Annotated in this window: 23 protein-coding genes; 14 read left to right on the top strand and 9 right to left on the bottom strand. The window is 64.6% G+C overall.

Annotated features, from left to right (window positions below; translation table 11 throughout):
- Positions 1 to 5 precede the first annotated feature (5 nt).
- The 11 genes from motB (at position 6) to ACFPAH_RS18765 (ending at position 9,717) form a co-directional block, all read left to right on the top strand.
- Complete coding sequence (gene motB, locus ACFPAH_RS18815; protein WP_379748354.1) at positions 6 to 947, top strand: flagellar motor protein MotB; 942 nt, start codon at positions 6 to 8, stop codon at positions 945 to 947.
- A gap of 27 nt (positions 948 to 974) precedes the next feature.
- Positions 975 to 1,523 (top strand): chemotaxis protein, encoded by a 549-nt coding sequence (locus ACFPAH_RS18810; RefSeq protein ID WP_379748497.1) that lies wholly within the window; start codon positions 975 to 977, stop codon positions 1,521 to 1,523.
- Positions 1,524 to 1,579: 56 nt separating this feature from the next.
- On the top strand, positions 1,580 to 1,945 hold the full coding sequence (locus ACFPAH_RS18805) for a response regulator (protein ID WP_379748352.1): 366 nt from the start codon (positions 1,580 to 1,582) through the stop codon (positions 1,943 to 1,945).
- 49 nt (positions 1,946 to 1,994) lie between these two features.
- Positions 1,995 to 4,130, top strand: coding sequence for a chemotaxis protein CheA (gene cheA / locus ACFPAH_RS18800; protein WP_379748350.1), 2,136 nt, complete (start codon positions 1,995 to 1,997; stop codon positions 4,128 to 4,130).
- A gap of 29 nt (positions 4,131 to 4,159) precedes the next feature.
- Positions 4,160 to 4,654: a chemotaxis protein CheW gene (locus tag ACFPAH_RS18795; protein ID WP_379748348.1), complete on the top strand. Its 495-nt coding sequence runs from the start codon at positions 4,160 to 4,162 to the stop codon at positions 4,652 to 4,654.
- A 71-nt stretch (positions 4,655 to 4,725) separates the two neighbouring features.
- On the top strand, positions 4,726 to 5,592 hold the full coding sequence (locus tag ACFPAH_RS18790) for a CheR family methyltransferase (RefSeq protein ID WP_379748346.1): 867 nt from the start codon (positions 4,726 to 4,728) through the stop codon (positions 5,590 to 5,592).
- A 1-nt stretch (position 5,593) separates the two neighbouring features.
- Positions 5,594 to 6,196, top strand: a complete 603-nt coding sequence (cheD, locus tag ACFPAH_RS18785) for a chemoreceptor glutamine deamidase CheD (RefSeq protein WP_379748344.1) — start codon at positions 5,594 to 5,596, stop codon at positions 6,194 to 6,196.
- A 16-nt stretch (positions 6,197 to 6,212) separates the two neighbouring features.
- Positions 6,213 to 7,274, top strand: coding sequence for a protein-glutamate methylesterase/protein-glutamine glutaminase (locus tag ACFPAH_RS18780; protein ID WP_379748342.1), 1,062 nt, complete (start codon positions 6,213 to 6,215; stop codon positions 7,272 to 7,274).
- A gap of 134 nt (positions 7,275 to 7,408) precedes the next feature.
- Entirely contained in the window at positions 7,409 to 7,801 is a 393-nt protein-coding gene (gene cheY, locus ACFPAH_RS18775; protein WP_379748339.1) for a chemotaxis response regulator CheY, read from the top strand.
- Positions 7,802 to 7,803: 2 nt separating this feature from the next.
- A complete protein-coding gene (gene cheZ, locus ACFPAH_RS18770; RefSeq protein ID WP_379748337.1) occupies positions 7,804 to 8,439 on the top strand; it encodes a protein phosphatase CheZ in 636 nt (211 codons plus the stop codon).
- Between the two features lie 72 nt (positions 8,440 to 8,511).
- A complete protein-coding gene (locus ACFPAH_RS18765; RefSeq protein WP_379748335.1) occupies positions 8,512 to 9,717 on the top strand; it encodes an EAL and HDOD domain-containing protein in 1,206 nt (401 codons plus the stop codon).
- Positions 9,718 to 9,765: 48 nt separating this feature from the next.
- On the opposite strand, the gene ACFPAH_RS18760 is transcribed toward ACFPAH_RS18765, so the two are convergent.
- From ACFPAH_RS18760 to metG, 8 genes are all read right to left on the bottom strand, one after another.
- Positions 9,766 to 10,947 (bottom strand): GGDEF domain-containing protein, encoded by a 1,182-nt coding sequence (locus tag ACFPAH_RS18760; RefSeq protein ID WP_379748333.1) that lies wholly within the window; start codon positions 10,945 to 10,947, stop codon positions 9,766 to 9,768.
- A 127-nt stretch (positions 10,948 to 11,074) separates the two neighbouring features.
- Positions 11,075 to 13,912 (bottom strand): M16 family metallopeptidase, encoded by a 2,838-nt coding sequence (locus ACFPAH_RS18755; protein ID WP_379748331.1) that lies wholly within the window; start codon positions 13,910 to 13,912, stop codon positions 11,075 to 11,077.
- A 125-nt stretch (positions 13,913 to 14,037) separates the two neighbouring features.
- The gene (locus ACFPAH_RS18750) at positions 14,038 to 14,793 is read right to left on the bottom strand and encodes a flagellar brake protein (RefSeq protein ID WP_379748329.1); all 756 of its coding nucleotides are present in this window, start codon (positions 14,791 to 14,793) and stop codon (positions 14,038 to 14,040) included.
- A gap of 139 nt (positions 14,794 to 14,932) precedes the next feature.
- Positions 14,933 to 15,772 (bottom strand): pantoate--beta-alanine ligase, encoded by an 840-nt coding sequence (gene panC, locus ACFPAH_RS18745; RefSeq protein WP_379748327.1) that lies wholly within the window; start codon positions 15,770 to 15,772, stop codon positions 14,933 to 14,935.
- A 43-nt stretch (positions 15,773 to 15,815) separates the two neighbouring features.
- Positions 15,816 to 16,727, bottom strand: coding sequence for a segregation and condensation protein A (locus ACFPAH_RS18740; protein WP_379748325.1), 912 nt, complete (start codon positions 16,725 to 16,727; stop codon positions 15,816 to 15,818).
- Between the two features lie 21 nt (positions 16,728 to 16,748).
- Positions 16,749 to 16,949 carry a DUF3460 family protein gene (locus tag ACFPAH_RS18735; protein WP_379748323.1) on the bottom strand — a complete coding sequence of 67 codons (201 nt, stop codon included), beginning with the start codon at positions 16,947 to 16,949 and terminating at the stop codon, positions 16,749 to 16,751.
- 73 nt (positions 16,950 to 17,022) lie between these two features.
- A complete protein-coding gene (locus ACFPAH_RS18730; protein ID WP_379748321.1) occupies positions 17,023 to 18,339 on the bottom strand; it encodes an enoyl ACP reductase FabMG family protein in 1,317 nt (438 codons plus the stop codon).
- A gap of 126 nt (positions 18,340 to 18,465) precedes the next feature.
- Complete coding sequence (metG, locus tag ACFPAH_RS18725) at positions 18,466 to 20,589, bottom strand: methionine--tRNA ligase (protein WP_379748319.1); 2,124 nt, start codon at positions 20,587 to 20,589, stop codon at positions 18,466 to 18,468.
- Positions 20,590 to 20,737: 148 nt separating this feature from the next.
- On the opposite strand from metG, the gene apbC reads away from it, so the two are divergent.
- The 3 genes from apbC to ACFPAH_RS18710 all read left to right on the top strand — a co-directional run bounded on the left by apbC (position 20,738) and on the right by ACFPAH_RS18710 (position 23,756).
- A complete protein-coding gene (gene apbC / locus ACFPAH_RS18720; protein WP_379748317.1) occupies positions 20,738 to 21,826 on the top strand; it encodes an iron-sulfur cluster carrier protein ApbC in 1,089 nt (362 codons plus the stop codon).
- A 116-nt stretch (positions 21,827 to 21,942) separates the two neighbouring features.
- Positions 21,943 to 22,962, top strand: a complete 1,020-nt coding sequence (locus ACFPAH_RS18715) for an RNA methyltransferase (RefSeq protein ID WP_379748315.1) — start codon at positions 21,943 to 21,945, stop codon at positions 22,960 to 22,962.
- A 176-nt stretch (positions 22,963 to 23,138) separates the two neighbouring features.
- Entirely contained in the window at positions 23,139 to 23,756 is a 618-nt protein-coding gene (locus ACFPAH_RS18710; RefSeq protein WP_379748313.1) for a hypothetical protein, read from the top strand.
- A 51-nt stretch (positions 23,757 to 23,807) separates the two neighbouring features.
- Here ACFPAH_RS18710 and ACFPAH_RS18705 read toward each other — a convergent pair whose 3' ends face one another.
- Positions 23,808 to 25,148: a hemolysin family protein gene (locus ACFPAH_RS18705; RefSeq protein WP_379748311.1), complete on the bottom strand. Its 1,341-nt coding sequence runs from the start codon at positions 25,146 to 25,148 to the stop codon at positions 23,808 to 23,810.
- Positions 25,149 to 25,408: the final 260 nt, after the last annotated feature.

Below are 25,408 nucleotides of genomic sequence, written 5' to 3'. Positions count from 1 at the left end.
CCCGCATGGCTGACGAAGGAATGCGCCCGATTATCGTCAAGCGGATCAAGAAGACCGCTGGCGGGCACCATGGCGGTGCCTGGAAGATCGCCTATGCCGACTTCGTGACGGCGATGATGGCCTTCTTCCTGCTGATGTGGCTGCTTGGCTCGACTTCCAAGGGCGACCTCGAGGGCATCTCCGAGTTCTTCAAGAACCCGCTGAAGGTGGCGATGGAGGGCGGTTCCGGTTCCGGCGACAGCTCCTCGATCATCAAGGGCGGCGGCACCGACCTGACCCGCCGCAACGGCCAGGTCAAGCGCGGCGACACCGATCCATCGCACAAGACCTACGACCTGCAGGCCGCCAAGGCCGCGCTCGAAAAGGCCGAGGGCGAGCGCCTGAAAAACCTGAAGTCGAAGATCGAGGCCGTCATCGAGGCCAACCCGACGCTCAAGAATTACCGCAACCAGCTGCTGCTCGACATCACCAGCGAAGGCCTGCGCATCCAGATCGTGGACGAGCAGAACCGCCCGATGTTCGCGCTCGCCAAGGCGACCCTGCAGCCCTACACCAGCGAGATCTTGCACGTGCTCGGCTTCGTGCTGAACGAGGTGCCGAACCGCATCGGCCTGTCGGGCCACACCGATTCGACCCCGTACTCCAGCGACGCCGGCTACAGCAATTGGGAACTCTCGGCCGACCGCGCCAACGCCTCGCGCCGCGCCCTGGTGGTCGGCGGGCTGGCCGACGAGAAGATCCTGCGCGTGGTGGGCCTGGCCGCGGCCGCGCCGCTCGACCGCGCCGACCCGTTCAACCCGATCAACCGCCGGATCAGCATCATCGTGATGAACAAGCGCACCGAGGACGCCGTCATGCGCGACGCGGCCACGCTCGAGGTGCCGGCAGATGAAGCCACGGCCGCGGCGCAGGCCGTCGCCGCTGCAGTGCCTGGTGCAGCGAAATAACGCGCGGGACAGGAATCGAAAACCATGATGGCAAGGAAAAAAATTTTGGGATCGCATGTCAAGCGCCTGTTGTCGGGCGTGTCCACGCACGGCCGGCGCCACCTGAGCGAGGTCGAGACCGACCTGCTGCAAACCGAATTGCTGCTCGAGGAAGCGGTCGAAAAACTGACTTCCAGCTTCATCGCCATCCACCATGCGGTCGGCGCGCGCCAGGAGGCGATCGACCGCCTGCTGGCGGGCGGCACCCCGACGGCCGAGGACAGCGCCCACCTGGCGGCCATGTCGGGCGAGATCGGCACCCATGTGAACACGGCAATCACCAGCATGCAGTTCCAGGACATGACGAGCCAGCTGATCGACCGTACCCTGAAGCGCGTGACGGGCCTGCGCGAGTTCCTCGGCACGCTGGGCGACCATGGCTCGGACATCCGGCCCGAGACGGGCAGCGACGAAATCGTCGAGCGCCTCGGCAAGGTCAGCATGGCGCTGGCGATCCAGTCACTGGAGTTGCGCAGCGTGCTGCGCAAATCGGTGGAGCAACAGCATCTTGAAAGCGGCGACATCGAACTGTTCTGACCGGGTTTCGGACAATTCGCTGCAACTTAACACTACGCAAACAGCAGGAGCACAACATGGCTAAAACAATTCTCGCGGTCGACGATTCGAGCTCGCTGCGCCAGATGGTGGCGTTCAGCCTGAAGGCGGCCGGCTACCAGGTGGTCGAAGCGGTCGATGGCCAGGACGGCCTGGAGAAGGCCAGGAACCAGGTCGTCGACCTGGTCCTGACCGACCAGAACATGCCGCGCATGGACGGCCTGGCGCTGATCAAGCAGCTGCGCGGCCTGCCCGAGTACCAGAAGGTGCCGATCCTGATGCTGACCACCGAATCGTCCGACGAGATGAAATCGAAAGGCCGGGCGGCCGGCGCGAACGGCTGGCTGGTCAAGCCTTTCGATCCGCAGCGCCTGATCGAGGTCGTCAAAAAAGTGATCGGCTGATCGTCATGATGCAGCGCCGAATGCACGGGATTTCCAGCAAGGTTTCACCATGACGATCGACATCAGCCAGTTTTACCAGGTCTTTTTCGACGAGGCCGAGGAGCTGCTCGCCGAAATGGAGCGATTGCTGCTCGCCGTCGACGTGGCCGCGCCCGACAGCGAAGACCTGAACGCGATCTTCCGTACCGCGCACTCGGTCAAGGGCGGCGCCTCGACCTTCGGCATCACCGACATGAGCGAGGTCACCCACGTGCTCGAGTCGCTGCTGGACCGCATCCGCAAGGGCGAGATGGCGCTCACCTCGCAGCACGTGGACGCCTTCCTGGCCGCCAAGGACACGCTCAAGATGCAGCTCGACGGCCACCGCAACGGCGCGCCGGTCGACCAGGACAACGTCGCCAACGTGCGCATGGTGCTGCACGACCTGTCGGAAGGCCTGGTGCCGGCCGCCGCCATCGTGGCGCCGTCCTTCCTGCATGCCGAACCGAAGGCCCAGGCCCAGGCCGGCCACGGCGCACGCCGCTACAAGATCGAACTGCCGCAAGTTCCGCAGCGCGACGTGAATGCGCTGGTCGAGGAGCTCGGCCTGATGGGACGGGTATCGGTCACGCCGCTCGAGGGCGGGCGCAGCGCGCTGGTGATCACGACCCACGAGAGCCTGGAAGACATCGTCGCCATCTGCTCCTTCGTGCTCGACCCGGACGACCTGAAGATTTTCGAGGCGCCGCCGCTCACGCCCGAACAGCGCGCGCTGGAGGCCGCCGAGCGCGCCCGCATCGAGGACGACCAGGGCTACGGCTTCTTCGATGCCAGCGAGGAGGAGCCGGCCGCCGCCGACCCCGAGCTCTCCGACGACGAGCGCGGGTATGGCTTCTTCCAGCCGATCGAGCAGATCCGCGCGCTGGCCGGCGTCGAGGCCGCGCCGCCGAAGGCGGCCGCACCAAACGAGACCGTCGAGCTGGCCGAGAAAAAAACCGTCAAGAAGGACGAGAAGGGCGCCGAGTCGTCCTCGATCCGGGTTTCCGTCGAAAAGGTCGACCAGCTCATCAACCTGATCGGCGAACTGGTGATCACCCAGGCGATGATCGAACAGCGCTCCAGCGGGCTCGATCCGATGCTGCACGAGCGCCTGCTGTCCTCGGTCGGCCAGCTCACCCGCAACACCCGCGAACTGCAGGAAGCGGTGATGTCGATCCGCATGATGCCGATGGACTTCGTGTTCTCGCGCTTCCCGCGCATGGTGCGCGACCTCGCCGGCAAGCTCGGCAAGAAAGTCGATTTCATCACCCATGGCGCCGCGACCGAACTGGACAAGGGCCTGATCGAGCGCATCGTCGACCCGCTGACCCACCTGGTGAGGAACAGCATCGACCATGGCATCGAAATGCCGGACACCCGGCGCGCCGCCGGCAAGTCCGATGCCGGGCGCCTGTTCCTGTCGGCCGGCCACCAGGGCGGCAACATCGTCATCGAAGTGGCCGACGACGGCGCCGGCCTGAACCGCGAACGGATCCTGGCGAAAGCGCTCCAGAACGGCTTGCCCGTATCGGACGGCATGAGCGACGCCGAGGTCTGGCAGCTGATCTTCGCCCCGGGCTTTTCCACGGCCGACGTGGTGACCGACGTGTCGGGCCGCGGCGTCGGCATGGATGTTGTCAAACGTAATATCACTGCGATGGGGGGCTCGGTCGATATCCGGTCCGCCCGTGGTTTCGGCACCACGATTTCGATCTCTTTACCGCTGACACTCGCGATTTTGGACGGCATGACTATACGTTGCGGTGAGGAAATCTATATCCTTCCATTAGGCTACGTCGTCGAGTCCCTGCAACCGCGCCGCGAAGACGTGCGCGACATCGCCGGACGCGGCCAGGTGCTGAAGGTGCGCGGGGAATACCTGCCGCTGATCGCCCTGCATGGCCTGTTCGGCATCGACGCCCGCGTGCAGGATGCGGCCGAGGGCATCGTCGTCATCGTCGAGTCCGAGGGCAAGCGCGCCGCCTTGCTGATCGACGACCTGGTCGGCCAGCAGCACGTGGTCGTGAAGAACCTGGAAGCGAACTACCGCAAGGTGGCCGGCATTTCGGGCGCGACCATCCTGGGCGACGGCGGCGTGTCGCTGATCCTGGACGTGGCGGCGCTGGTGCGCTCGTCGCGCCAAGTGGCCGACGAAGCGCTGGCCTGACATTAACACTGAAAAACAAGGAAAACACCATGTCCATGACCCCAAGCATCTCCCATGCCAACGACGGTGCCGGCAGCGAATACCTGGCCTTTACGCTCGGCTCGGAAGAATACGGCATCGACATCCTGAAAGTGCAGGAGATCCGTGGCTACGAAGCCGTGACCCGCATCGCCAACGCGCCCGAGTTCATCAAGGGCGTGATCAACCTGCGCGGCATCATCATCCCGGTGGTCGACATGCGCATCAAGTTCAATCTCGGCACCCCGACCTACGACCAGTTCACGGTGGTCATCATCCTGAACATCGCCGGCCGCGTGATGGGCATGGTGGTCGACAGCGTCTCGGACGTGACCACGCTCACCCCGGACCAGGTCAAGCCGGCCCCGGACATGGGCACGGCCTTCAGCGCCGACTACCTGATCGGCCTCGGCACGATCGACGAGCGCATGCTGATCCTGGTCGATATCGACCGTCTGATGTCCTCGGCCGAGATGGGCCTGATCGACAACAAGCTGGCTGCGTAAGCCGCGTCTCCCCGGCGGCGCGAGCAATGAATCGCCGGCCTTGCGGCCGGCAAGAATGAAGGCAAGGCAAAGTGCCGTTACAGAAATCCGATACGGTCAAGGAATTTGACTTCAAGCGCGCCGACTTCGAGCGCGTGCGCGCCCTGATCTACAGCCGCGCCGGCATCTCGCTGGCCGACAGCAAGCAGGAAATGGTGTACAGCCGCCTGGCGCGCCGCCTGCGCGCGACCGGCATCCAGTCTTTCGCCAAATACCTCGACGACCTGGAAGCCGGGCGCATGACGCAGGAGTGGGAGTCGTTCACGAACGCGCTGACGACCAACCTGACGTCCTTCTTCCGCGAAGCCCATCACTTCCCGCTGCTGGCCGAGCACGTGCGCTCGCTCGGCGCGCGCGACGGTGCGCCCTTGACCATCTGGTGCTCGGCCAGTTCGACCGGCGAGGAGCCGTACTCGATCGCCATGACCCTGTGCGAGGCCTTCAACAGCGCCACCCCGCCGGTGCAGATCGTCGCCACCGACATCGACACCAATGTGCTGGCCGTTGCGAGCGAAGGCATGTACGGGATCGAGCGCGTCGAGAAGATGTCGGAAGAGCGTCTCAAGCGCTTCTTCCTGCGCGGCAAGGGCCGCCACGAGGGCATGGTGCGGGTGCGTCCGGAACTGCGCAAGCTGGTCACTTTCCGCCAACTCAATTTGCTGTCGGAGAGCTGGCCCCTGAATGGCCAGTTCGACGCCATCTTCTGCCGCAACGTCATGATTTATTTTGACAAGGAAACGCAGCGCAAGATCCTGGCGCGCTTCGTGCCGCTGATGAAGCCGCACGCGCTGCTGTTTGCCGGCCATTCCGAGAACTTCCTGTACGTATCCAGCTCGCTGCGCCTGCGCGGCAAGACCGTCTACGAGCTCAATGAAACGCGCAACGACCGTCGAGCCTAGCATGCACTCCAATAACCAGTTCGCCACCAACGTCTATTACGACCGCACCTTCGACTGCGACGCGGCCAAGATCCTGCCGGGCGAGTACTACTATACCGGCAAGAACATGCTGATCGTCACCGTGCTCGGCTCCTGCGTGTCGGCCTGCATCCGCGACCGGGTGACCGGCCTGGGCGGCATGAACCACTTCATGCTGCCCGACGGCGGCGGCGATGCCGGCAACCCGGTGTCGGCCTCGATGCGCTACGGCACCTATGCGATGGAAGTGCTGATCAACGACCTGCTGAAAGCGGGCGCCCGGCGCGAGCACCTGGAAGCGAAAGTGTTCGGCGGCGGCGCCGTGCTGCGCGGGTTTACCGCGATGAACGTGGGCGAGCGCAACGCCGCGTTCGTGATGAACTTCCTCAAGACCGAACGCATTCCCGTGCTGGCGGAAGACCTGAACGACATCCACCCGCGCAAGGTGTATTTCTTCCCGCGCACGGGCAAGGTCATGGTCAAGAAACTGATGCAAACCCGGAACGATACCCTCGCCAAGCGCGAGCTCGACTACGCCAAGCGGCTGAAGGTCGAGCCGGTCGGCGGCGAGATCGATCTGTTCTGAAGCCGAAGGAACCACAATGAAAACCAAGGTCCTGATCGTCGACGACTCGGCCCTGATCCGCAGCGTGATGAGCGAGATCGTCAATTCGCAGGCCGACATGGAGGTGGTCGCGACGGCGCCCGATCCGCTCGTCGCGCGCGAACTGATCAAGAAACACAACCCCGACGTGCTGACCCTCGACGTCGAGATGCCGAAGATGGATGGCCTCGACTTCCTGGAAAAGCTGATGCGCCTGCGCCCGATGCCGGTGCTGATGGTGTCCTCGCTGACCGAGCGCGGCTCGGAAATCACGATGCGCGCGCTGGAACTTGGCGCGGTCGATTTCGTGACCAAGCCGAAGCTGTCGATCCAGACCGGCATGCGCGAGTACACCGAGCTGATCGCCGACAAGATCCGCGCCGCCGCGCGCGCCCGCGTCAGGCGCGCCAGCGCGAGCGCCGCGCCGACCACGGCCTTGCCGCAACTGCGCAGCCCGCTCACCTCGTCGGAAAAACTGATCATCATCGGCGCCTCGACCGGCGGCACCGAGGCCATCCGCGAATTCCTGATGCAGATGCCCTCGGACTGTCCCGGCATCCTGATCGCCCAGCACATGCCCGAAGGCTTCACCAGTTCGTTCGCGCGCCGTCTCGACTCGCTGTGCAAGATCCGCGTGCTCGAAGCGGCCGGCAACGAGCGCGTGCTGCCCGGCCACGCCTACATCGCACCGGGCCACTCGCACCTGCTGCTGGCCCGCTCCGGCGCCAACTACATGACCAGGATCGAACAGAGCGAGCCGGTCAACCGGCACCGTCCCTCGGTCGACGTGCTGTTCCGCTCGGCGGCCCTGGCGGCGGGCAAGAACGCGGTCGGCGTGATCCTGACGGGCATGGGAAAAGACGGCGCGGCTGGTATGCTGGAAATGAAAAACGCGGGCGCCCAGAATTTCGCCCAGGACGAAGCGTCCTGCGTCGTCTTCGGCATGCCGAGGGAGGCCATTGCGATCGGCGCGGCCCACGAAGTGGCGCCCCTGACCGCGCTGCCGGGGCTGGTGCTGGGCCATATGTCGGCCCATGGCGGCCGAGCGTTGCGAGTTTGATCCGTATCGATCCCCGAACGTCCCTTTTTGGCCTGTTTTATAGCCGCAAGGAAACAAAACTGCTATTCTTGGGTCTGCTTGTTGTAGCGACTCAAGCCACACTAACCATAGTAAAAGAATCAACGGAGTAATTCATGGCTGATCCAAAGATGCGTTTCCTGGTTGTTGACGATTTCTCGACGATGCGCCGCATCGTCCGGAATCTGTTGAAAGAACTGGGTTACGCGAATGTCGACGAAGCGGAAGACGGCGTGATGGCCCTGGCCAAGCTGCGCAGCGAACCCTTCGACTTCGTGGTCTCCGACTGGAACATGCCGAACATGGACGGCCTGACCATGCTGCAGAACATCCGTGCCGATCCCGCCCTGTCCAAGCTGCCGGTGCTGATGGTGACCGCGGAAGCGAAGAAGGAAAACATCATCGCGGCCGCCCAGGCCGGCGCCAGCGGTTACGTCGTCAAGCCGTTCACCGCGGCCACGCTCGACGAAAAGCTGAACAAGATCTTCGAGAAAATGGAAAAGGCGTAATCATGCTCCAGCCAAGCGTCGAGCTAGCGTCGCACGAGGAAGTCCTGAGCCGGGTCGGCCACATGACGCGCACGCTGCACGACAGCCTGCGCGGCCTGGGGCTGGACAAGCTGGTCGAGAAAGCGGCCAGCGACATCCCCGATGCGCGCGACCGCCTCGACTACGTGGCGCGGCTTTCCGAGCAGGCTGCCCGGCGCGTGCTCGACGCGACCGATGCCGCCAGCCCGCTCCAGGATGCGATCGAGAGCCGCAGCGCGGACCTGCGCGCGCAGTGGCAGGCGCTGCTCGACAAGGGGCAGGGCGGCGACGCCGACTGGCGCGCCCTGGCCGAACGTACCGTGGCGGGAATGGCGGAATCCGAGCGTGCCGCGACCGCCACCCGCGCCGAGCTGATGAACATCATGCTGGCCCAGGACTTCCAGGACCTGACCGGCCAGGTGATCGGCAAGATCACCTCGATCGCCCAGGACCTCGAAAAGCAGCTGGTGCAGGTACTGATCGACTTCGCCCCGAGCGAGATCCGGCGCGACCTCGACAATGGCCTGCTGAACGGCCCGCAGATCAAGCCGGAAGGCAACGTCGAAGTCGTGGCGAACCAGGGGCAGGTTGACGACTTGCTCGACAGCCTGGGTTTTTAGGCGCACCTGGCGCTTAAAGTCCTGGTAGGGGCGGCCCAGGGGCCGCCATCCGATTTCTTCGCCTAGCTTCCCATGCATCACACTAATTACATTGTTCGCGAACCGCTGCTCGATCCCGCGCAGCGGGTCATCGGTTACGAACTGCTGTGGCAGCGGGGCGGCCAGCCGGTCCCGGATGCCGAACTCGAGGAGCTCGTCGGCTTCGTTGCCGAACACGTCCAGGACGAGGACCACGGCTGGCTGCTGCGCGACAAGCAGCTCTTCCTCGACGCCGTCCCGGCGATGCTCTCGACCGACGCGCTGTTCGCGCTGCCGCCCGAGCGTACGGTGCTGAGCCTGCAGGCACGCCACCTGATGGACCCCGACGCCCGCGCCGCGATCCAGGCCGTGCGCGCCGGCGGCGTCGGCATCTCGATCCGCGGCCTCGAGCCGAAACACCTCACCAAGGCGCTGCTGCCCTACGCCTCGCACGTCGAGATGCGCTTTGCCGGCATCAACGTGGCCGAGCAGGCGCGCAGCTATGCGGCAGCGAAGCAAGCCTCGCTGCGCATGCTCGGGCGCCCGGTCAGCAACTGGATCGACTACGACGCCTGCGCCGCGCTGGGGCTGGACGCCTTCGTGGGCAAGCTGCACCTGACCCCGCGCCCGGGTAACCCGGTCAAGGGCCTGAACCCGGCCCAGACCATCATCCTGCAACTGATGCAGATGGTGCAGAACAACGACGACATCCCCAAGCTGGAAGGCGTGCTCAAGCGCGACCCGGCGCTGACCTATAAACTGCTGCGCAATATCAATTCGGCCGGTTTCGGCGCCGGCCGCGAGGTGCAGTCGATCCGCCAGGCGATCAGCCTGATGGGCTACGCGCCCCTGTACCGCTGGCTGACCCTGCTGCTGGCCGGCGCCAGCGAGAGCGGCTACTCGCCGGTGCTGATGGAAACGGCGGTCGTGCGGGGCCGCCTGACCGAGCTGCTCGGCCTGCACGCGCTGCCGAAAGGCGAGGGCGAGAACCTGTTCGTCGCCGGCATGTTCTCCCTGCTCGACCGCCTGCTCGGGCTGCCGATGCAGGAAGTGCTGGAAACGATTCCACTGCCGCCCGAAGTCGTGCGCGCGCTGCTGCGGCGCGAAGGCATGTACGGCCCTTACCTGGCCCTGGCCGAAGCCTGCGAATTGAGCTCGAACCTGGTCGGCTCGCTCGCCGGCTCGCTCGACCTGAGCCCGCTGGAGGTCAACAAGGCGCACCTGTCGGCGCTGGCATGGGCCCAGGCGGTGGCGCAGTAACTTGCCGGTCGGCGCCGGCAAGCGGCGCACCGCGCAGGAAGAGCGCCTCTACACGAGCTGGACCTTCGCACCTGCTCCGGCGTCGGCATCGACCGTACGGTTCCTGCCCATTGCCTTGGCCCGGTACAGGGCCTGGTCGGCGCGCGACATGATCTCGGCCATGCCGGTTTCGTGCGGCGCGCGCAGTGCCACGCCGGCGCTGTAGGTCAGCGGATGACCCAGTTCGCGCATGACCGCGTTCTGCAAGTGAGTGCGCATGCGTTCGTCGAAGGCGTGCGCCTCGTCGTGTCCGGCGCCCGGCAACAGCACGCAGAACTCCTCGCCGCCGTAGCGGCACACTAGATCGCCATCGCGGCATACCGCGTGCAGGGCCGCCGCAAAGAAGGCCAGGGCCTTGTCGCCCGCCTCGTGGCCGAGCGTGTCGTTGATGTGCTTGAAATGGTCGAGGTCGATCAGCAGCACCCCGAACGGCCGCCGGTAGCGAATGCTGTTCGACAGTTCGATCCCGGCCAGCGCCAGCCAGGCCCGCCGGTTCAGCACGCCAGTAAGACCGTCGGTCGTGGCCAGCCGCTCGAGGGCGCGCGCCGCTTCGTCGCGGTGCGCCAGCAGGATGCCCACCAGGCTCAGCACGGCAGTCGCATTGCCGACCAGGGCAAACGCCAGGTTCACGGGGTGAGGGGAAAGAAAAGCCGGCAATTGATCGGTGAAGAAGGCCCCGAGCACGCCGCGCCAGGCGGTCACGACCATCTGCGCCGCAAAGGCGACCAGCAGCAGCCAGCGCCAGCGCCCCACGGCGACCTGCGGCTTGCGCACGAGGGCGACGACGATCAGGCCCATCTGTACCGCCAGCCAGCCGTTGGCCCAGCCTACCCGCAGGGCGTAATCGGGAAAACACAGGGCATAGCCCGCGGTCAGGATGAGGGCGACGAGGGCGGGGGAGCGGGCTGGAGCGGCGCGGCCCGACCACAGCTCGAAGGCCGCGGCGGTGCAGGCAAAACTGCCGGAAATACAGGCCATCGACAGCGTCGACAACACGAAATCCGCGCCGGCTCCGGGAACCATCAAGCCTGAAGCCAGGAGCGATACCCAGCCGCAGGCCTGCAGCAGCACGCCATACTTGGCCAGGCTGGCTGCCCTGCTGGCCTGGCCCATGACAGACGAGAGCGCCACGGCCATCGTCAACATGCTGAGTGTCATGGCAATGAACAGCGAGGCTATATCAAGATGCATGACGTCCGTGCGACGGCGGTAGGCGGGCGACCGTATCCGTGCGTTGTCTGTTCTGGGAGCAACAGTATAACGTACAAGTATTTACGGAAACGGCCTTATTCTTGCCCGCCGCCCGCTTGCTGACCTATCACTTGCCGATCACCACCGGTTCGTCGAAGCCCAGTTCCTTCATCCGCGGCAACTGCGTCTTGCCATCGCCAACCACCAGCCAGACCATCTTCGACGGATCGAGGTACTTGGCCGACAGGGCCTGGACCTGCGGCAGCGTCATCGCCTTGACGATCTGTTCGCGCTCCTTGACGTAGTCGGGGCGCCAGCCGTACTTGCTGATGTTGTCGAGCATGCCGAGTTTGGCGCCGGCCGTCTCGAAGGCGCGTGCATTGCTCTTGACGAGGAAGTTCTTGGTCGTCTCCAGGTCGGCCGCCGTATAGGTCGACGGGTAGTCCTGCAGGATCTGCTTGACCAGTTGGGTCGACTCGAGCGTGACGTTGCTGCGCACGCCGCTGGCGATGGTGAACGGGCCGGCGCTGCGGGTGCCGCCGAAACCCGAGTTGATGCCGTAGGTGTAGCCTTTGCCTTCGCGCAATTGCTGGGTCAGGCGGGAAGCGAAACCGCCGCCGCCCAGGATGTAGTTCATCACGGTCGCCGGGTAGTAGTCCGGGTCGGTCGCCGCCAGCGCGCGGTAGCCCACGTGCAGCACCGATTGCTTGGCATCGGGCACGTCGACGAAATAGACCTTGGCAGGCGCCGGGCCGGCCGCCTGCGACGCCGCCGGCAGCTTGACCGGCTTGGCCTGCCAATCGCGGCCGAGCTTGGCGAGCGAACGCGTGATGGCGGCTTGCGGCAAGGCGCCGACCACATGCATGCGAGCGACCGAGGGGGACAGGTTGCGGCGGTAATAGTCCTTCAGGTCGTCGATGGTGATCGCGTTGACGGTATCAAAGGTACCGAGGATGTTGCGCGAGCGGATGTCGTCCTTGCCGTAGATGAGCTTGGCGAAGTGGATGCTGGCCAGCGCATTCGGATCGGCTTCCTGCTGGCGAATCTGGCTCAGCACGCTTTGCTTGATCAGCGCAAATTCCTTCTCGTCCCAGCGCGGCTCGAGCAGGATTTCCCGGACCAGGGCCAGGGTCGCGTCGTAGTTGCGGGCGAGGGTGGTGACGCTGATGCGCACATCTTCCGTCCGCGCCGACATGGCGATCGTCGCGCCCAGTTGCTGGATCGCTTCCTCGAGTTCCTGCGGGGTCTTGTTGGCGGTGCCCTGGGTCATCAGGCGGGCCATCAGGTTGGCGACGCCCACCTTGTCGAGCTTGTCGAGCAGCAGGCCGCCGTCGATCGCGATATCGAACTGGACCAGCGGCACTTCCTTGTTCTCGATGCCGACCACGCGCATGCCGTTGGCCAGCCTGGTGTCCCAGACCTGCGGCACCTTCACGGCCGGCGCCGGGCCGTACTCCGGCTCCTTGCTGCGGTCGAACGAGGACGGGGTCCTGGCATAGCTCGCGTTCTGGCTCGGATCGACGGCGTTCTCGGCGCCTTGCACGACCTTCTCTTCGACCACTTCGGCCTTGGCCGAGCCGCTCAAGGCCAGCGCCAGCTTGCCCTTCGGGACGAAACTGGTCGCCACATAGGGTTGACCCTTGATATAGGTGTCGTAGACGCGGCGCACGTCGGCGGTGGTCACCGCCAGCGTTTTCTTGACACTTTCGGCCACGTAGCCCGGATTGCCGTTCAGGTAGTTGTATTCGGCGAGCAGGGCCGATTTGCCGAGCACGCTCGATACCGAGTTATAGAAACGAGTCTCGAGGCCGGCCTTGATCCGGTTCAGGTCCTTTTCCGAAATCCCTTCCTTTTCGAACTTGGCGAAGGCCTGGTCGACCGAGGCGGCGACCGCGTCGAGCGGCTTGCCCTCGAAGGCGCGGATGCGCATCCGGAACTGGCCGGCCAGCTCGGACGTGAAGTTGACCATCTGGACGTTCGGGGCCAGCTTCTTGTCTTCCACCAGCACCTGGTAGAAGGGCGCGCGCTTGGTCTGGGACAGGTATTCGGCCAGCACCTCGAGGGCGTAGGCGTCGTCGTGCAGGTCCTCGACCGTCGGCCAGGTCATGGTCAGCTCGGGCAGCTTGGCGAAATTGTCTTCGTGGGCCAGCTTGACGGTCTGCTCGAGCTGGCCGGGACGCTTGGCCATCGGTGCGATCGGTTCGCCGCGTTTGATCTCGCTGAAATACTTCTCGACCCACTTGCGCGCCTGGACCGGATCGAAGTCGCCGGCCAGCACCAGGGTGACGTTGTTCGGCACGTACCACAGGCGGAAGAATTCCTTGACGTCGTCCAGGGTCGCATTCTGCAGGTCCTCGAGCGACCCGATGACCTGCCAGTTGTAGGGGTGGTCCGCCGGGTACAGGGCCTTGTTGATGACGTAGGAGGTGTGGCCGTAGGGCGCGTTGTCGACGCCCTGGCGCTTCTCGTTCTTGACGACCTGTTTTTCCTTGGCCAGCACCGGATCGGTGACGGTGTTGATGAACCAGCCGAGTTTATCGGCTTCGGCCCAGATCATTTTCTCGAGCGCGTCCTTGGGTACCGTCTGCAGGTAGTTGGTGCGGTCCTGCGAGGTCGAGCCGTTCGCGCCGGAGCCGCCGATGCGCGCGGTCATCTTGTCGAGGCCACCCTTGCCCAGGTTTTCCGATTCCAGGAACAGCAGGTGTTCGAACAGGTGGGCAAAGCCGGTGCGGCCGGCCTTCTCGCGGGCCGACCCCACGTGGGCGGTCAGGTTCACGGCCACGACCGGATCGGAGCGGTCGATGTGGAAAATGACGTCCATGCCATTTGCCAGCGTGAACTTCTGGTAGTCCACTTTCAGTGTCGTCTTTTGTGCCGCCTGTTTCGGCGTTGCGGAGTAGGCCGGGTTGGCTGCGGCCGAGGTGAGGCAGGCGGCCAGCAAGACGGTAGAGGGAAAATTCTTCATGCAATCGGATCTCACAATAGACGAACGGACGGTGCGGTACACCTGGGTTCTGGATAGTATTGGAATTTCCTGATTGCTACAACTTCAATGTCTTGCCCGCCTTTGGGCGAGCCGCTGCCCGAAGCTTAGCGCCGGCGATTGCTCGTCACCAGCCGCTCCAGCGTTTGCTGCATCTGCATTTCGATGTGGTCGAAGCTGCACCCGATCTGCACCTGCTCGCCCAGCAGGAAGCTGCGGAAGGGGCGCAGCAGGCGCACCTCGAGGTCGGCCACGATGGCCAGCGCCGGTCCCAGCTGCAAGCGCACACTCTTGAGTTTTCGTCCGAGATACAGTTCCGCTGCCTGGTCGGGCGTCGCGCGCAGGCCGACGCCGCCGGTGGAGTAGTCGCACAGCGGCAATTCGAACTGTTTGTTGAGCAGCGTGAAGCTTGCTGCGTAGTTGCCGTTGACGGGCGTGTCCAGGCGCTGCGCGGCGCGCCGGTTCAGCACCAGGCAGGATTCCGGGAACACGGCCGGCACCAGGTGCCGCTGGTCGGGCCGCGCCGTCCAGTCGCTCTCGAGATCGAACTGGAGCTTTGCATTGCCGCCGAGGGCGGCGACGAAGGTGGCCCGTCCAGGCGGAATCGGTTCCGTGCCGGCCACGTCGAGCACAAAATGCGGCTCGTCGGGATCGACCGACTGGATCCGCGCCAGCAGCGGCTCGGCCAGTCCGGCGGGATAGATGGTCAGCGGCTCGCCGGAGGCGGCCAGTGCGGTGAGGGTCTCGCCGATGTCGTAGGGGTCGCGCATCTCGTGCGGCGCCATGGCGGGCGCGATGCGATCGAGCTGGTCGCCCGCGCGGGGCGGGCCCTTGCGGGGCGGGCGGGGAGGGGAATCGGTCACGGCGATGGTCCTTGCTGGGGAAGCTGACCGGCCTGAGCGCCGGGTAGCGGGAGTATAAACCGCCGTGTCAATTGTTGCAAAACGTTAATAGGCCTTTGCAAAAACATCAGCATGGCCGGGGTCCCCGGCCGGCGCAATGTTAAATCTCGAGGTTGTCGATCAGGCGCGTGGTGCCGAGCTTGGCCGCGGCGAGCACGACCAGTTCGGCGCCTTCGGCCAGGTCGCCGGCCGACGGTGGCTGCAGGTCGGCACGTTTGCGTACCGAGATATAGTCCGGCTTCCAGCCGCGCGCGGCGAGCTGGGCCATGGCCTCGCGCTCGACCGAGAAGATGTCCAGATGGCCGCCGCGGATCTCGTTGGCGACGAACTGCAGGCCCTGGTACAGGGCAGGGGCTTCGGCACGCTCCTCGGGCGACAGGTACATGTTGCGCGAGGACAGCGCCAGGCCGTCTTCGGCGCGGTAGGTCTCGGCGCCGATGATTTCGGTCGGCAGGGCGAACTGGCGCGCCATGTTACGAACGATCATCAGCTGCTGGTAATCCTTCTTGCCGAATACGGCCACGCGCGGCTGCACGCAGGAAAACAGTTTCGTCACGACCGTGCACACGCCGCCGAAGAAGCCCGGGCGGAATTCGCCTTCCAGGGTATTGCCGAGGGTATCCGGCGGCTGCACGCGGTATTCCTGCGGTTCCGGGTACAGGTCTTTCTCGGTCGGCGCGAACAGCACGTAGACGCCTTCCTTTTCCAGCTTCTCGACGTCGGCCTGGAAGGTGCGCGGGTATTTGTCGAAGTCCTCGTTCGGGCCGAACTGCAGGCGGTTGACAAAAATGGAGGCCACCACCGGGTCGCCATGCTTGCGGGCCAGGCGCATCAGCGACAGGTGGCCTTCGTGCAGGTTGCCCATGGTCGGCACGAATGCGGTGCGCAGCTGGCCGCGCAGCTGGTCGCGCAGTTCCTCGATGGTCGTAATGATTTTCATGATGTCAATGCAATAAGTTGGGAGCAGCCGGCGTATTGCCGGCTCAGGCCGGCGAATAAGCCAGTCTTACATAGATCGGCGCGAACGGTTCGGCCTGGGTGATTTCGACCAGGGTTTCCTTGGCCAGTTCGAGCAAGGCAACAAAATGCACGACCACGATCGGTACCGATTCCTTGCCCGCGAACAGTTCGCCGAACTCGACGAAGCGTTGCGACTGCAGTGTGCGCAGGATGGCCGACATGTGCTCGCGCACCGACAGTTCCTGGCGCCCGATCCGGTGGTGCTGGGTCAGCTTGGCGCGGCGGATCACGTCCAGCCAGGCGCGCTGGAGGTCGTGCGGGTCGACCTCGGGCAGTACCGGGATCAGGCTCTGCTCGATGGTGAGCGAAGGACGCTGGAAATCGCGCCCTTCCTGCGGAAGCGTGCCCAGCCGCACGGCGGCGAGCTTGATCTGCTCGTACTCCAGCAGGCGGCGCACCAGCTCGGCGCGCGGATCGCCCACATCCTCGACCAGGTCGTCCTGGCGCTTGGGCAGCAGCATCCTCGACTTGATCTCGATCAGCATCGCGGCCATCAACAGGTACTCGGCAGCCAGCTCCAGGTTGCTCTTGCGGATCTGCTCGACGTATTCCAGGTATTGCAGGGTGACCTGCGCCATCGGAATGTCGAGGATGTTGAAGTTCTGCTTGCGGATCAGGTACAGCAGCAGGTCGAGTGGCCCCTCGAAAGCGTCGAGGAAGACCTCGAGCGCGTCCGGCGGAATGTAGAGGTCGTTGGGCATGCGCAGCAGCGGCTCGCCGTACAGGCGTGCAGTGGCCTCGACCGTCTCTGCCGCGGCCATATCGTCGGGGTTCGAAGGAGCGCGAGGCGCACCTTCGGGCAACGCGTCCGGCGCCTGGTCCTGTTCCATCAGCTTGGCGGCCGGCACGTCCGGCGCGGCCTGTTCCGGCAGCATGCCCGTGTGTCCCGCTTGCCCTTAGAACTTGCTCTGGTACGGATAGGCAGCCTGGCGCAGGCGCGACTGCTTGACGCGCTCTTCTTCTTCGAGCGAGATCGGTGCCTTGTCCCACAGCAGGGCGCGGCCTTCTTGCTGGCGCTGCTCCATGCCAGGGGTCTTCGACTTCAGTTCGTCGATGAATTTGGTATGGTCGGACACGTAACCGGTGAATTTAGGCATTGTTTTAGTCTGGAAAAATAAGGCCGGGATGGCGAGGCAGATTGTTCCGCCCGCGGTATCCCGGCGTCAAGGTTTAAGGGTGGAGCGCGTTCAGTTGGCGGGCGATGATGTCGTGGTTCAGCCACAGCACCGGTGCGATCTTTTCCGATGCGCCATGGAACATCAGCGGACCGGCGCCTTCCAGCACCAGCGAGGACAGGTGGTCGGTGATCAGGGCCTTCTTGTCCTTGTGCAGGGCGGTGATGGCTTCCGAGGTACCGATCATGACCTCGGCCAGGGCCGGGGTGTTGTCCATCGGCCAAGCGTCAAATTGACGGAACTCGGCGCTGGTCGCGTCGTTGTTGTACTGCTCGATCGTGTCGAGCAGCGACTGCAGCGAGGTGCCTTCGCCCAGCAGTTCCTGGCAGATCTGCCATTGCTGGTCGGCCCAGGCGCCGCCGCCTTCCTTCTTGAGGGCGATGAGCAGCGGGAACAGCGACAGTTCGACGCCGACGAAAATGTCGGACGAATTGGTGCGGATTTCCGGGCAGTTGAAGACGGTGGCGGCGATGCCCTGGTTCCACGCGGCTTGCGCCACACTCTCCAGGCGCATCTTGGCGTAACCCTGGGTGTAGTTGGTGTAGGTCTGCCACACGTACTTGCCGCCGATCAGGATTTCGGTGCCGTGATAGCCGTAGGCGGTGTAGCGCACTTCGCCGCCGGCCTTGGTCACGCGCTCGCGAATCGGTGCGGAGGCATCGATCAGGTATTTCAGCGTGTTGGCCGTGACTTCGTCGAAGTTCATCAGGATCAACTTGCCCAGGTCGCTCTCCAACAGGGCGCGCGAGGACATGAAGCGCTCGCCGCGGCCTTTGTAGATACGGTTGGCAATGGCCAGGAAGGCCTTGATCTTCGGGATGCCGCCGGCCATGGTGTGGGCGAAGAAGACGTTCGCGCCTTGCGGGATCAGCTTGTCGATCTCGGCCATCGCCTGCGCGGCCGAGCTGGTGAAGCGGCGCACGCCGGCTTCGCGGCAGCGCTCGATCTTTTCCCAGTCCAGCTTGTCTTCCTGCCAGCTCTTCAGGGTGATACCGGAGAGCATTTCGGTCGGGTTCTGTTCGCCTTCCGGGGCGTCCATGTCGAAGCCGGCCATCAGCGGCACGTTGACGATGCGCCCGCCCAGCTTCTCTTCGGCTTCCGCATGCTCTTCGGCGGTGAGGGCGCGCAGGGCGCCGGTTTCGTCGCGGCGGCCGACGGTGATGCCGACGATGGTCATGCCTGCCTTGCGTGCCTCATCGATCAGGCCGTTCACATAGCCGCGGCCGAACAGTTCGCCGAACAGGACGAAGACGTCGCCCTTGCGGAACACGTTGGCTTGCGGGATGTGGCGGAGGGGAGTCAATTCGGTCATTTTATTAGCTACCTATCAAAGAGTTTGAAGGGGCGTCAGGCGCATGTTTCTTCAGAAAAACGGCATTATAACGCCCTCGCTTGCCCCGGGAAACGGCGCCCGGGGCAGGGGGGAGGGTGGTTCGGCTCAGCGGATACGCATGCCCGGGGTCGCGCCCGGCATCGGGTCGAGCAGGTACAGGCCGGGGTTCGCCTTCTCGTCGGCGGCGGAGGCGCACAGCACCATGCCTTCGGACACGCCGAACTTCATCTTGCGCGGCGCCAGGTTGGCCACCAGCACGGTCAGCTTGCCGATCAGGTCTTCCGGCTGGTAGGCCGACTTGATGCCGGAGAACACGTTGCGGTGGCGGCCTTCGCCGACGTCGAGCGTCAGGCGCAGCAGCTTGCTGGAGCCTTCGACGTGCTCGCAGTTGACGATCTTCGCCACGCGCAGGTCGATCTTGGTGAAGTCGTCGATCGTGATTTCCGGGGCCAGTTCCTCGATATCGCCGGCGGCAGCTTGCGCGGCCGGGGCGGCTGCCTCGATCGCTGCCGGCGCCGGCGCCGGGGCCGGCTTGTCGAACAGGTTCTCGACCATCTTGGCGTCGACGCGCTGCATCAGGTGGCTGTAGGCGCCGATCGTGCGGCCCAGCATGCCGTAGACGGCGTCGCCCTGCGTATCGGCCCAGCTGACATCCTTGTCGTTCAGGAATTCCGAGACGCGCGCCGCCACCTGCGGCAGCACCGGCGAGAGCATGATCGTCAGCTGGCGGAACAGGATCAGGGCGGTGGTGCAGACGTCGTGGAGTTCGGCAAGCTTGGATTCGTCCTTGGCCAGGATCCATGGCTTGTTTTCGTCGACGAACTGGTTCGTGACGTCGGCGATTTCCATGATCTCGCGCAGCGCGCGGCCGTATTCGCGCGCCTCGAAGCTGGCGGCGATGCTGGCCTGGCGCTCGGCGCCGTCGACCGTCAATGCTTTCGCGATCCACGACTTCGCGTTATCCGACAGGGTCGGGGCCAGCTTGCCGTCGAACTTCTTGGTAATGAAACCGGCGCAGCGGCTGGCGATGTTGACGTATTTGCCGATCAGGTCGCTGTTGACGCGGGCAACGAAATCCTCGCCGTTGAAATCGAGGTCCTCGACCTTCGAGTTCAGCTTGAACGCCAGGTAATAGCGCAGCCATTCCGGGTTCATGCCCAGTTCCAGGTAGCGCAGCGGCGAGATGCCGGTGCCGCGCGACTTCGACATCTTTTCGTTGTTGACGGTCAGGTGGCCGTGCACGGCCACCTTCAGCTTGTCGATGATCGGGTGGCCCGAGAAATTCAGCATCGCCGGCCAGAACAGCAGGTGGAAGGAGACGATGTCCTTGCCGATGAAGTGCAGCTGTTCGGCGTCCGGGTCGTTCAGGAAGGCCTCGTAGTCCAGGCCTTGCTTCTCGAAGTAATTCTTCAGCGAGGCCAGGTAGCCCACCGGCGCGTCCAGCCAGACATAGAAGAACTTGCCCGGTGCATCCGGAATCGGGATGCCGAAATACGGCGCGTCGCGCGAGATGTCCCAGTCGGCCAGCTTTTCGCCGTCTTCGCCCAGCCACTCGGAGACTTTATTGACCATCTCGGACTGCAGGCGGCCCGGGGTATTGAGCCACTCCTTGAGGAAGTGGAAGCAGCGCGGGTCCGACAGCTTGAAGAAATATTGTTCCGACGGTTTCAGGACCGGGGTCGAGCCGGTGAAGACCGAGAACGGGTTGACCAGTTCGGTCGGCTGGTAGGCGGCACCGCAGACTTCGCAGTTGTCGCCGTACTGGTCCTTGGCGCCGCACTTCGGGCACTCGCCCTTGATGTTGCGGTCGGCCAGGAACATGCCCTTGACCGGGTCGTAGAAACGGTCGACGGTCTTGGTGACGATCAGGCCGGCATCGCGCAGCTTGCGGTAAATGCTCTGCGACAGCTCGACGTTTTCCGGCGAGTCGGTCGAATACCAGTTGTCGAAGGCGATGTGGAAGCCGTCCAGGTACTGGGCGCGGCCGGCGGCGATTTTCGCCACGAACTCCTGCGGCGTGATGCCTTCCTTCTCGGCGGCGATCATGATCGGCGTGCCGTGGGTATCGTCGGCGCACACGAAGTGCACCTGGCGCTGCGCCCCGGCATCGCGCTGCATTCGCTGGAAGCGAACCCAGATATCGGCCTGGATGTATTCCATCATGTGACCGATGTGGAAGGCGGCGTTGGCATAGGGCAGTGCGGTAGTGACGAACAGCTTGCGGGTCATGGTCGAAGCGCTATTGGTAGGATGAAAAAAGGCATTTTAACAGTGGATGGCCCTGAACGCTCAGGGGGTATTGACCGGATTTGCCATAAGAACAAGAGAGACTCGGGCGTTTTTTGCTACACTGCGCCCATCACATTCGGAGAAACACATGAGCATCACTGCGGACGACGTCAAGGCGGCACTGTCAAAGGTCATCGATCCTAATACGGGCAAGGACTTCGTGTCCTCCAAATCGGTCAAGAATATCCAGATCGACGGCGCCGACGTGGCGCTCGACCTGGAACTCGGTTATCCGGCGAAAAGCCAGATCGCCTCGTTGCGCGCGGCGGTCGTGAACGGCGTGAAGACGATTGCCGGCGTCGGCAACGTCAGCGTCAGCGTCCAGGTCAAGATCCTGTCGCACGCCGTGCAGCGCGGCCTGAAGGTCATGCCGAACGTGAAGAACATCATCGCCGTGGCCTCAGGCAAGGGCGGCGTCGGCAAGTCGACCACGGCGGTCAACCTGGCCCTGGCCCTGGCCGCCGAGGGCGCCAGCGTCGGCGTGCTCGACGCGGATATCTATGGCCCCTCGCAGCCGACCATGCTCGGCATTAACGCGCGCCCGGAAAGCCTGGACGGCAAGACCATGGAGCCGCTGGAGAACCACGGCGTGCAGGTGTCGTCGATCGGCTTCATGATCGATCCGGACGAGCCGATGGTCTGGCGCGGCCCGATGGTCACCCAGGCCCTGCAGCAATTGCTCGACCAGACCAACTGGCGCGACCTGGATTACCTGATCGTCGACATGCCGCCCGGCACCGGCGACATCCAGCTGACCCTGTCGCAGAAGGTGCCGGTCACCGGCGCCGTGATCGTCACCACGCCGCAGGACATCGCCCTGCTCGATGCGCGCAAGGGCCTGAAAATGTTCGAGAAGGTCGGCATCCCGATCATCGGCGTCGTGGAAAACATGAGCACCCACATCTGCTCGAACTGCGGCCATACCGAGGCGATTTTCGGCCAGGGCGGCGGCGAGAAGATGTGCAAGGACTTCGGCGTCGACTTCCTCGGCGCGCTGCCGCTGACGATGGCGATCCGCGAGCAGGCCGACTCGGGCCGCCCGACGGTCGTCGCCGATCCGGATGGCGCCGTGGCCGGTGTCTACAAGGAGATCGCGCGCAAGGTGGCGGTCAAGGTCGCCGAAAAGGCGAAGGACATGACCAGCAAGTTCCCGAGCATCGTCGTCAAGAACGACTGAGAGCGACTAACAGGCCCCATGACTGCGTTGCGTTCGTCTCGCCGTACTAGCGTACTGTCTTCGACGAACGCGCCTTGCCCTGGAGCCTGTGGGTCGCTCTCGGGGAGGATCGAATAATGCGGGTCGCCGCACTACGCGCGCGCCTAGCCGAGCTGGGCGCCTTGCCCGAACACCAGGCGCGCGTGCTGCGCGACTGGGTGCAGGGCGCGCCGCACGAACGCGGCCGGCGCCGTCCCGCCGACTACCTGCCCAAACCTGTCCGTGAAGCCTTGCCGCAACTCGATGCCGAGTTGACCGGCCTGGCGCGCGTCATCAGCGAGCACCCGGCCGCGGACGGCTCGGCACGCCTGCTGGTGGGCTTGAACGACGGCCAGGCGGTCGAAACCGTGTTGCTGCCGCGCGACGGCGTCTGCGTCTCGAGCCAGGTCGGCTGCGCGGTGGGCTGCGCCTTCTGCATGACCGGGAAGGAGGGGCTGCTGCGCCAGGTGACGAGCGGAGAGATCGTGGCGCAGGTGGTGCTGGCCCGGCGCCTGCGGCCCGTCAAGAAGGTCGTGTTCATGGGCATGGGCGAGCCGGCCCATAACCTCGACAATGTGCTGGAAGCCATCGAGCTGCTCGGCATCGAGGCGAATATCGCCCACAAGAACCTCGTGTTTTCCACCGTCGGCGACCCGCGCGCCTTCGAGCGCCTGCCGCTGGGACGCGTGAAACCGGCGCTGGCCCTGTCCTTGCACACCACCAAGCCGGAACTGCGCGCCGAACTGCTGCCGCGCGCGCCCCGACTCGCCCCGCGTGAACTGGTCGAGTTCGGCGAACGCTACGCGCGCCTGAGCGCGTATCCGATCCAGTACCAGTGGACACTGCTCGAGGGGGTAAACGACGGCCAGGACGAGCTCGACGGCATCGTCGACCTGTTGCGCGGCAAATACGCCATCCTCAACATGATCCCCTATAACACGATCCCCGGCCTGGCCTTCCGCCGCCCGAGCTGGGAGCGTGCGCGCGCCATCGCGGCCCACCTGCACGGGCGCGGCGTGCTGACCAAGCTGCGCGACTCCGCCGGCCAGGACGTGGAGGGCGGCTGCGGCCAGTTGCGGGCGCGGGCAGGGCGGACCATTGCGATCGCGCCCGCCTGAAGCCCCCTGCGCGCCTGCGCACTTGCCCTGACCCTCCGAACATGTCGACTTTGCGGCCGGAACCGGCCGTTTGGCGGCAAAGCCAGCCGACATTTGCATACATTTTTGCATGGCAAAACTGCTATCCTGTTGCTGTTTCCCTTTGACGACCAGTTAAACTACCTCTTGCCCCGAAGATGACAACAACGCGATGGATTCTGGCCGCAGCGGCCCTTGTTTCGGTCGGCGCCCAGGCACAGCTGGCGCCAGGCTCCGCGCCTCCCACCCTCCAGCCGCAGGCCCCGGCCAAGGCCTTCGAGCCCAGCTTCCGGCCTTTCCCGCGCACCTATGGGAGCAACCAGGCGGCCAACCCCAACGACCGCCTGCACAAGGGCTTCCGCACCGATCCCAGGCTGGTCGGCGGCATCGAGCTGGCACCCGGCCTGGCCCTCGAGGCCGGCTATGTGAACGGCTTCGACCGCGGCTTCCATGCCATCGACGAAGGCCGGCCGGAAGAAGTGGCGGGCGCGCTGGGCAACCAGGGCTACAGCATGCACGTGGCCGGCAAGGTGTCGGTGCCGCTGGGCGAGCGCCTGTCGGCCTATGGCAAGCTGGGCGTCGCCCGCAGCGAGCGCAAGGCATATGGGAGGGTGGCCACCGATACCGGGCCGTACACCGGGATCGGCGCCCGCTACAAGCTGGGCGAGCATGCAGGCATCGATGCCGAGGTCGGGCGCCACGGCCAGGCCGCCAGCAAGTGGAGCAATGTGACCAACGCCGACGCCGTGCGCGCCAGCATCAAGGTCGGCTTCTAGGTCGGCTTCCAGGTCGGCTTCTGAAGCGCAGCGCCATCGGCCCGGGCCCGGCTACACGCGCTGGGGCAGGGCCGAGCTGTCTTGCGCGGGGGAGGCCGTGCCGCGCTCGAGGCGCTTGACCAGCAGCTGGTCGATACGGAAGTGGTCGACGTCGAGCACTTCGAAGCGCATGCCTTCGTACTCGACGCTGTCGGTGGGCTTGGGCACCTTGCGCAGCATGTACATCATGAATCCCGCCGCCGTCTCGTAATGCTCTTCCTCGGGCAGGGATTCGAGCTCGAGCACGCGTTTCATGTCCGCCACCGGCGTGCTGCCATCGATCAGCCAGGAGCCATCGTCGCGCTGGAGGGCCTGCTGGTCCGCTTCCAGCGGGCTGCCCCACCTTCCCATCACGGTCACCATGATGTCGCTCAGCGTGATGACGCCGACCACCAGCGCGTATTCGTTGATGATGATGGCGAAGGTTTCCTTGGTGGCGCGAAAGCGGTCGAGCAGCTCGGACAGCGTCAAGGTATCCGGGATCATCAGGACATTGCGGATGCTCGATTCGTTCAGCTGGAACTGCGACTGGTTGTTCAGCAGGCGAACCAGCAGGTCCCTGGTGTCGACATAGCCGATCACGCGGTCGATCACGCCGTCGCAGACCGGGAACTTGGACAGGGCGTGCCGGGCGATCTTGTCGCGGATGCTCGCTTCCGGTTCGTTCAGGTTGAAGAACACGACGTTTTCCCTGGTCGTCATGGTCGACGTCACCGTGCGCGATTCCAGCTCGAAGACGTTCTCGATGAAATGCTGTTCCTGTTTCTGCAATACCCCGGCCTGGGCGCCGGCTTCCACGACGGCCGAAATCTCGTCGAAGGTGATGCGGTCCTCGCGCGTCATGTCGACCCCGAACAGGCGAAACAGCATGTTCGCGACCAGGTTCAGCGCCCAGGAAAACGGCTTGAAGAGGCGGATGATCAGCAACACCGGACGAATCACGGCCATCGCGGTCGCTTCCGGCGCGATCATCGCCAGGCGCTTGGGCATCAGGTCGGAGAACAGGACGAACAGGCTCGTGACGAACACGAAGGACAGGACAAAGGCCACGTTCTCGCGGCCCGGGCCGCTGTAGAACACGGACAGCCACTCGAGGAAGAAGGGACGCATCGCGCCTTCGCCCAAAATACCGCCGAGGATGGCGATCGCATTCAGGCCGAGCTGCGACACCGCAAAAAACTCGGCGGAGTGGGTCTGCAAGGCCATGACCTTCTGGGCACGCTCGTCGCCCGCTTCCGCCAGCAATTTCAGTTTGATCTTGCGCGCGCCGGCCAGCGAGATTTCGGTCAGTGACAGGAAGCCGGCCGCCAGCACCAATACCAACAGGACGGCCAAATGTTCGAACAAACTCATGGGATGCCAACAACCTTATTTGGGTCACTCTGCTCGAGCGGGCTCCGCTCCGCTACCGTGCACCAGGCGCAACCGGCAGCATGCTGGACGCATTCGCAGACGGGAATCATGTCACTTTAGCATATGCCCCGCGTGCCGAACCACGCACGGCCGAGCTGGCGCCGGCGCCCGTGCCGGGAAGGGCGCGCCGACACGCGGCCCGGAATGCGTGCCGCATCGTCAAGCGTGGCGCGTAGTGCCGGCGCATGGGTTTCGGCTTT

The sequence above is a fragment of the Massilia sp. GCM10023247 genome, assembly GCF_042653325.1.
Taxonomy (GTDB): Bacteria; Pseudomonadota; Gammaproteobacteria; order Burkholderiales; family Burkholderiaceae_D; genus Telluria.
Note: the sequence above shows the minus strand (reverse complement) of the source record. Positions and strands in the feature narration are given on the sequence as shown.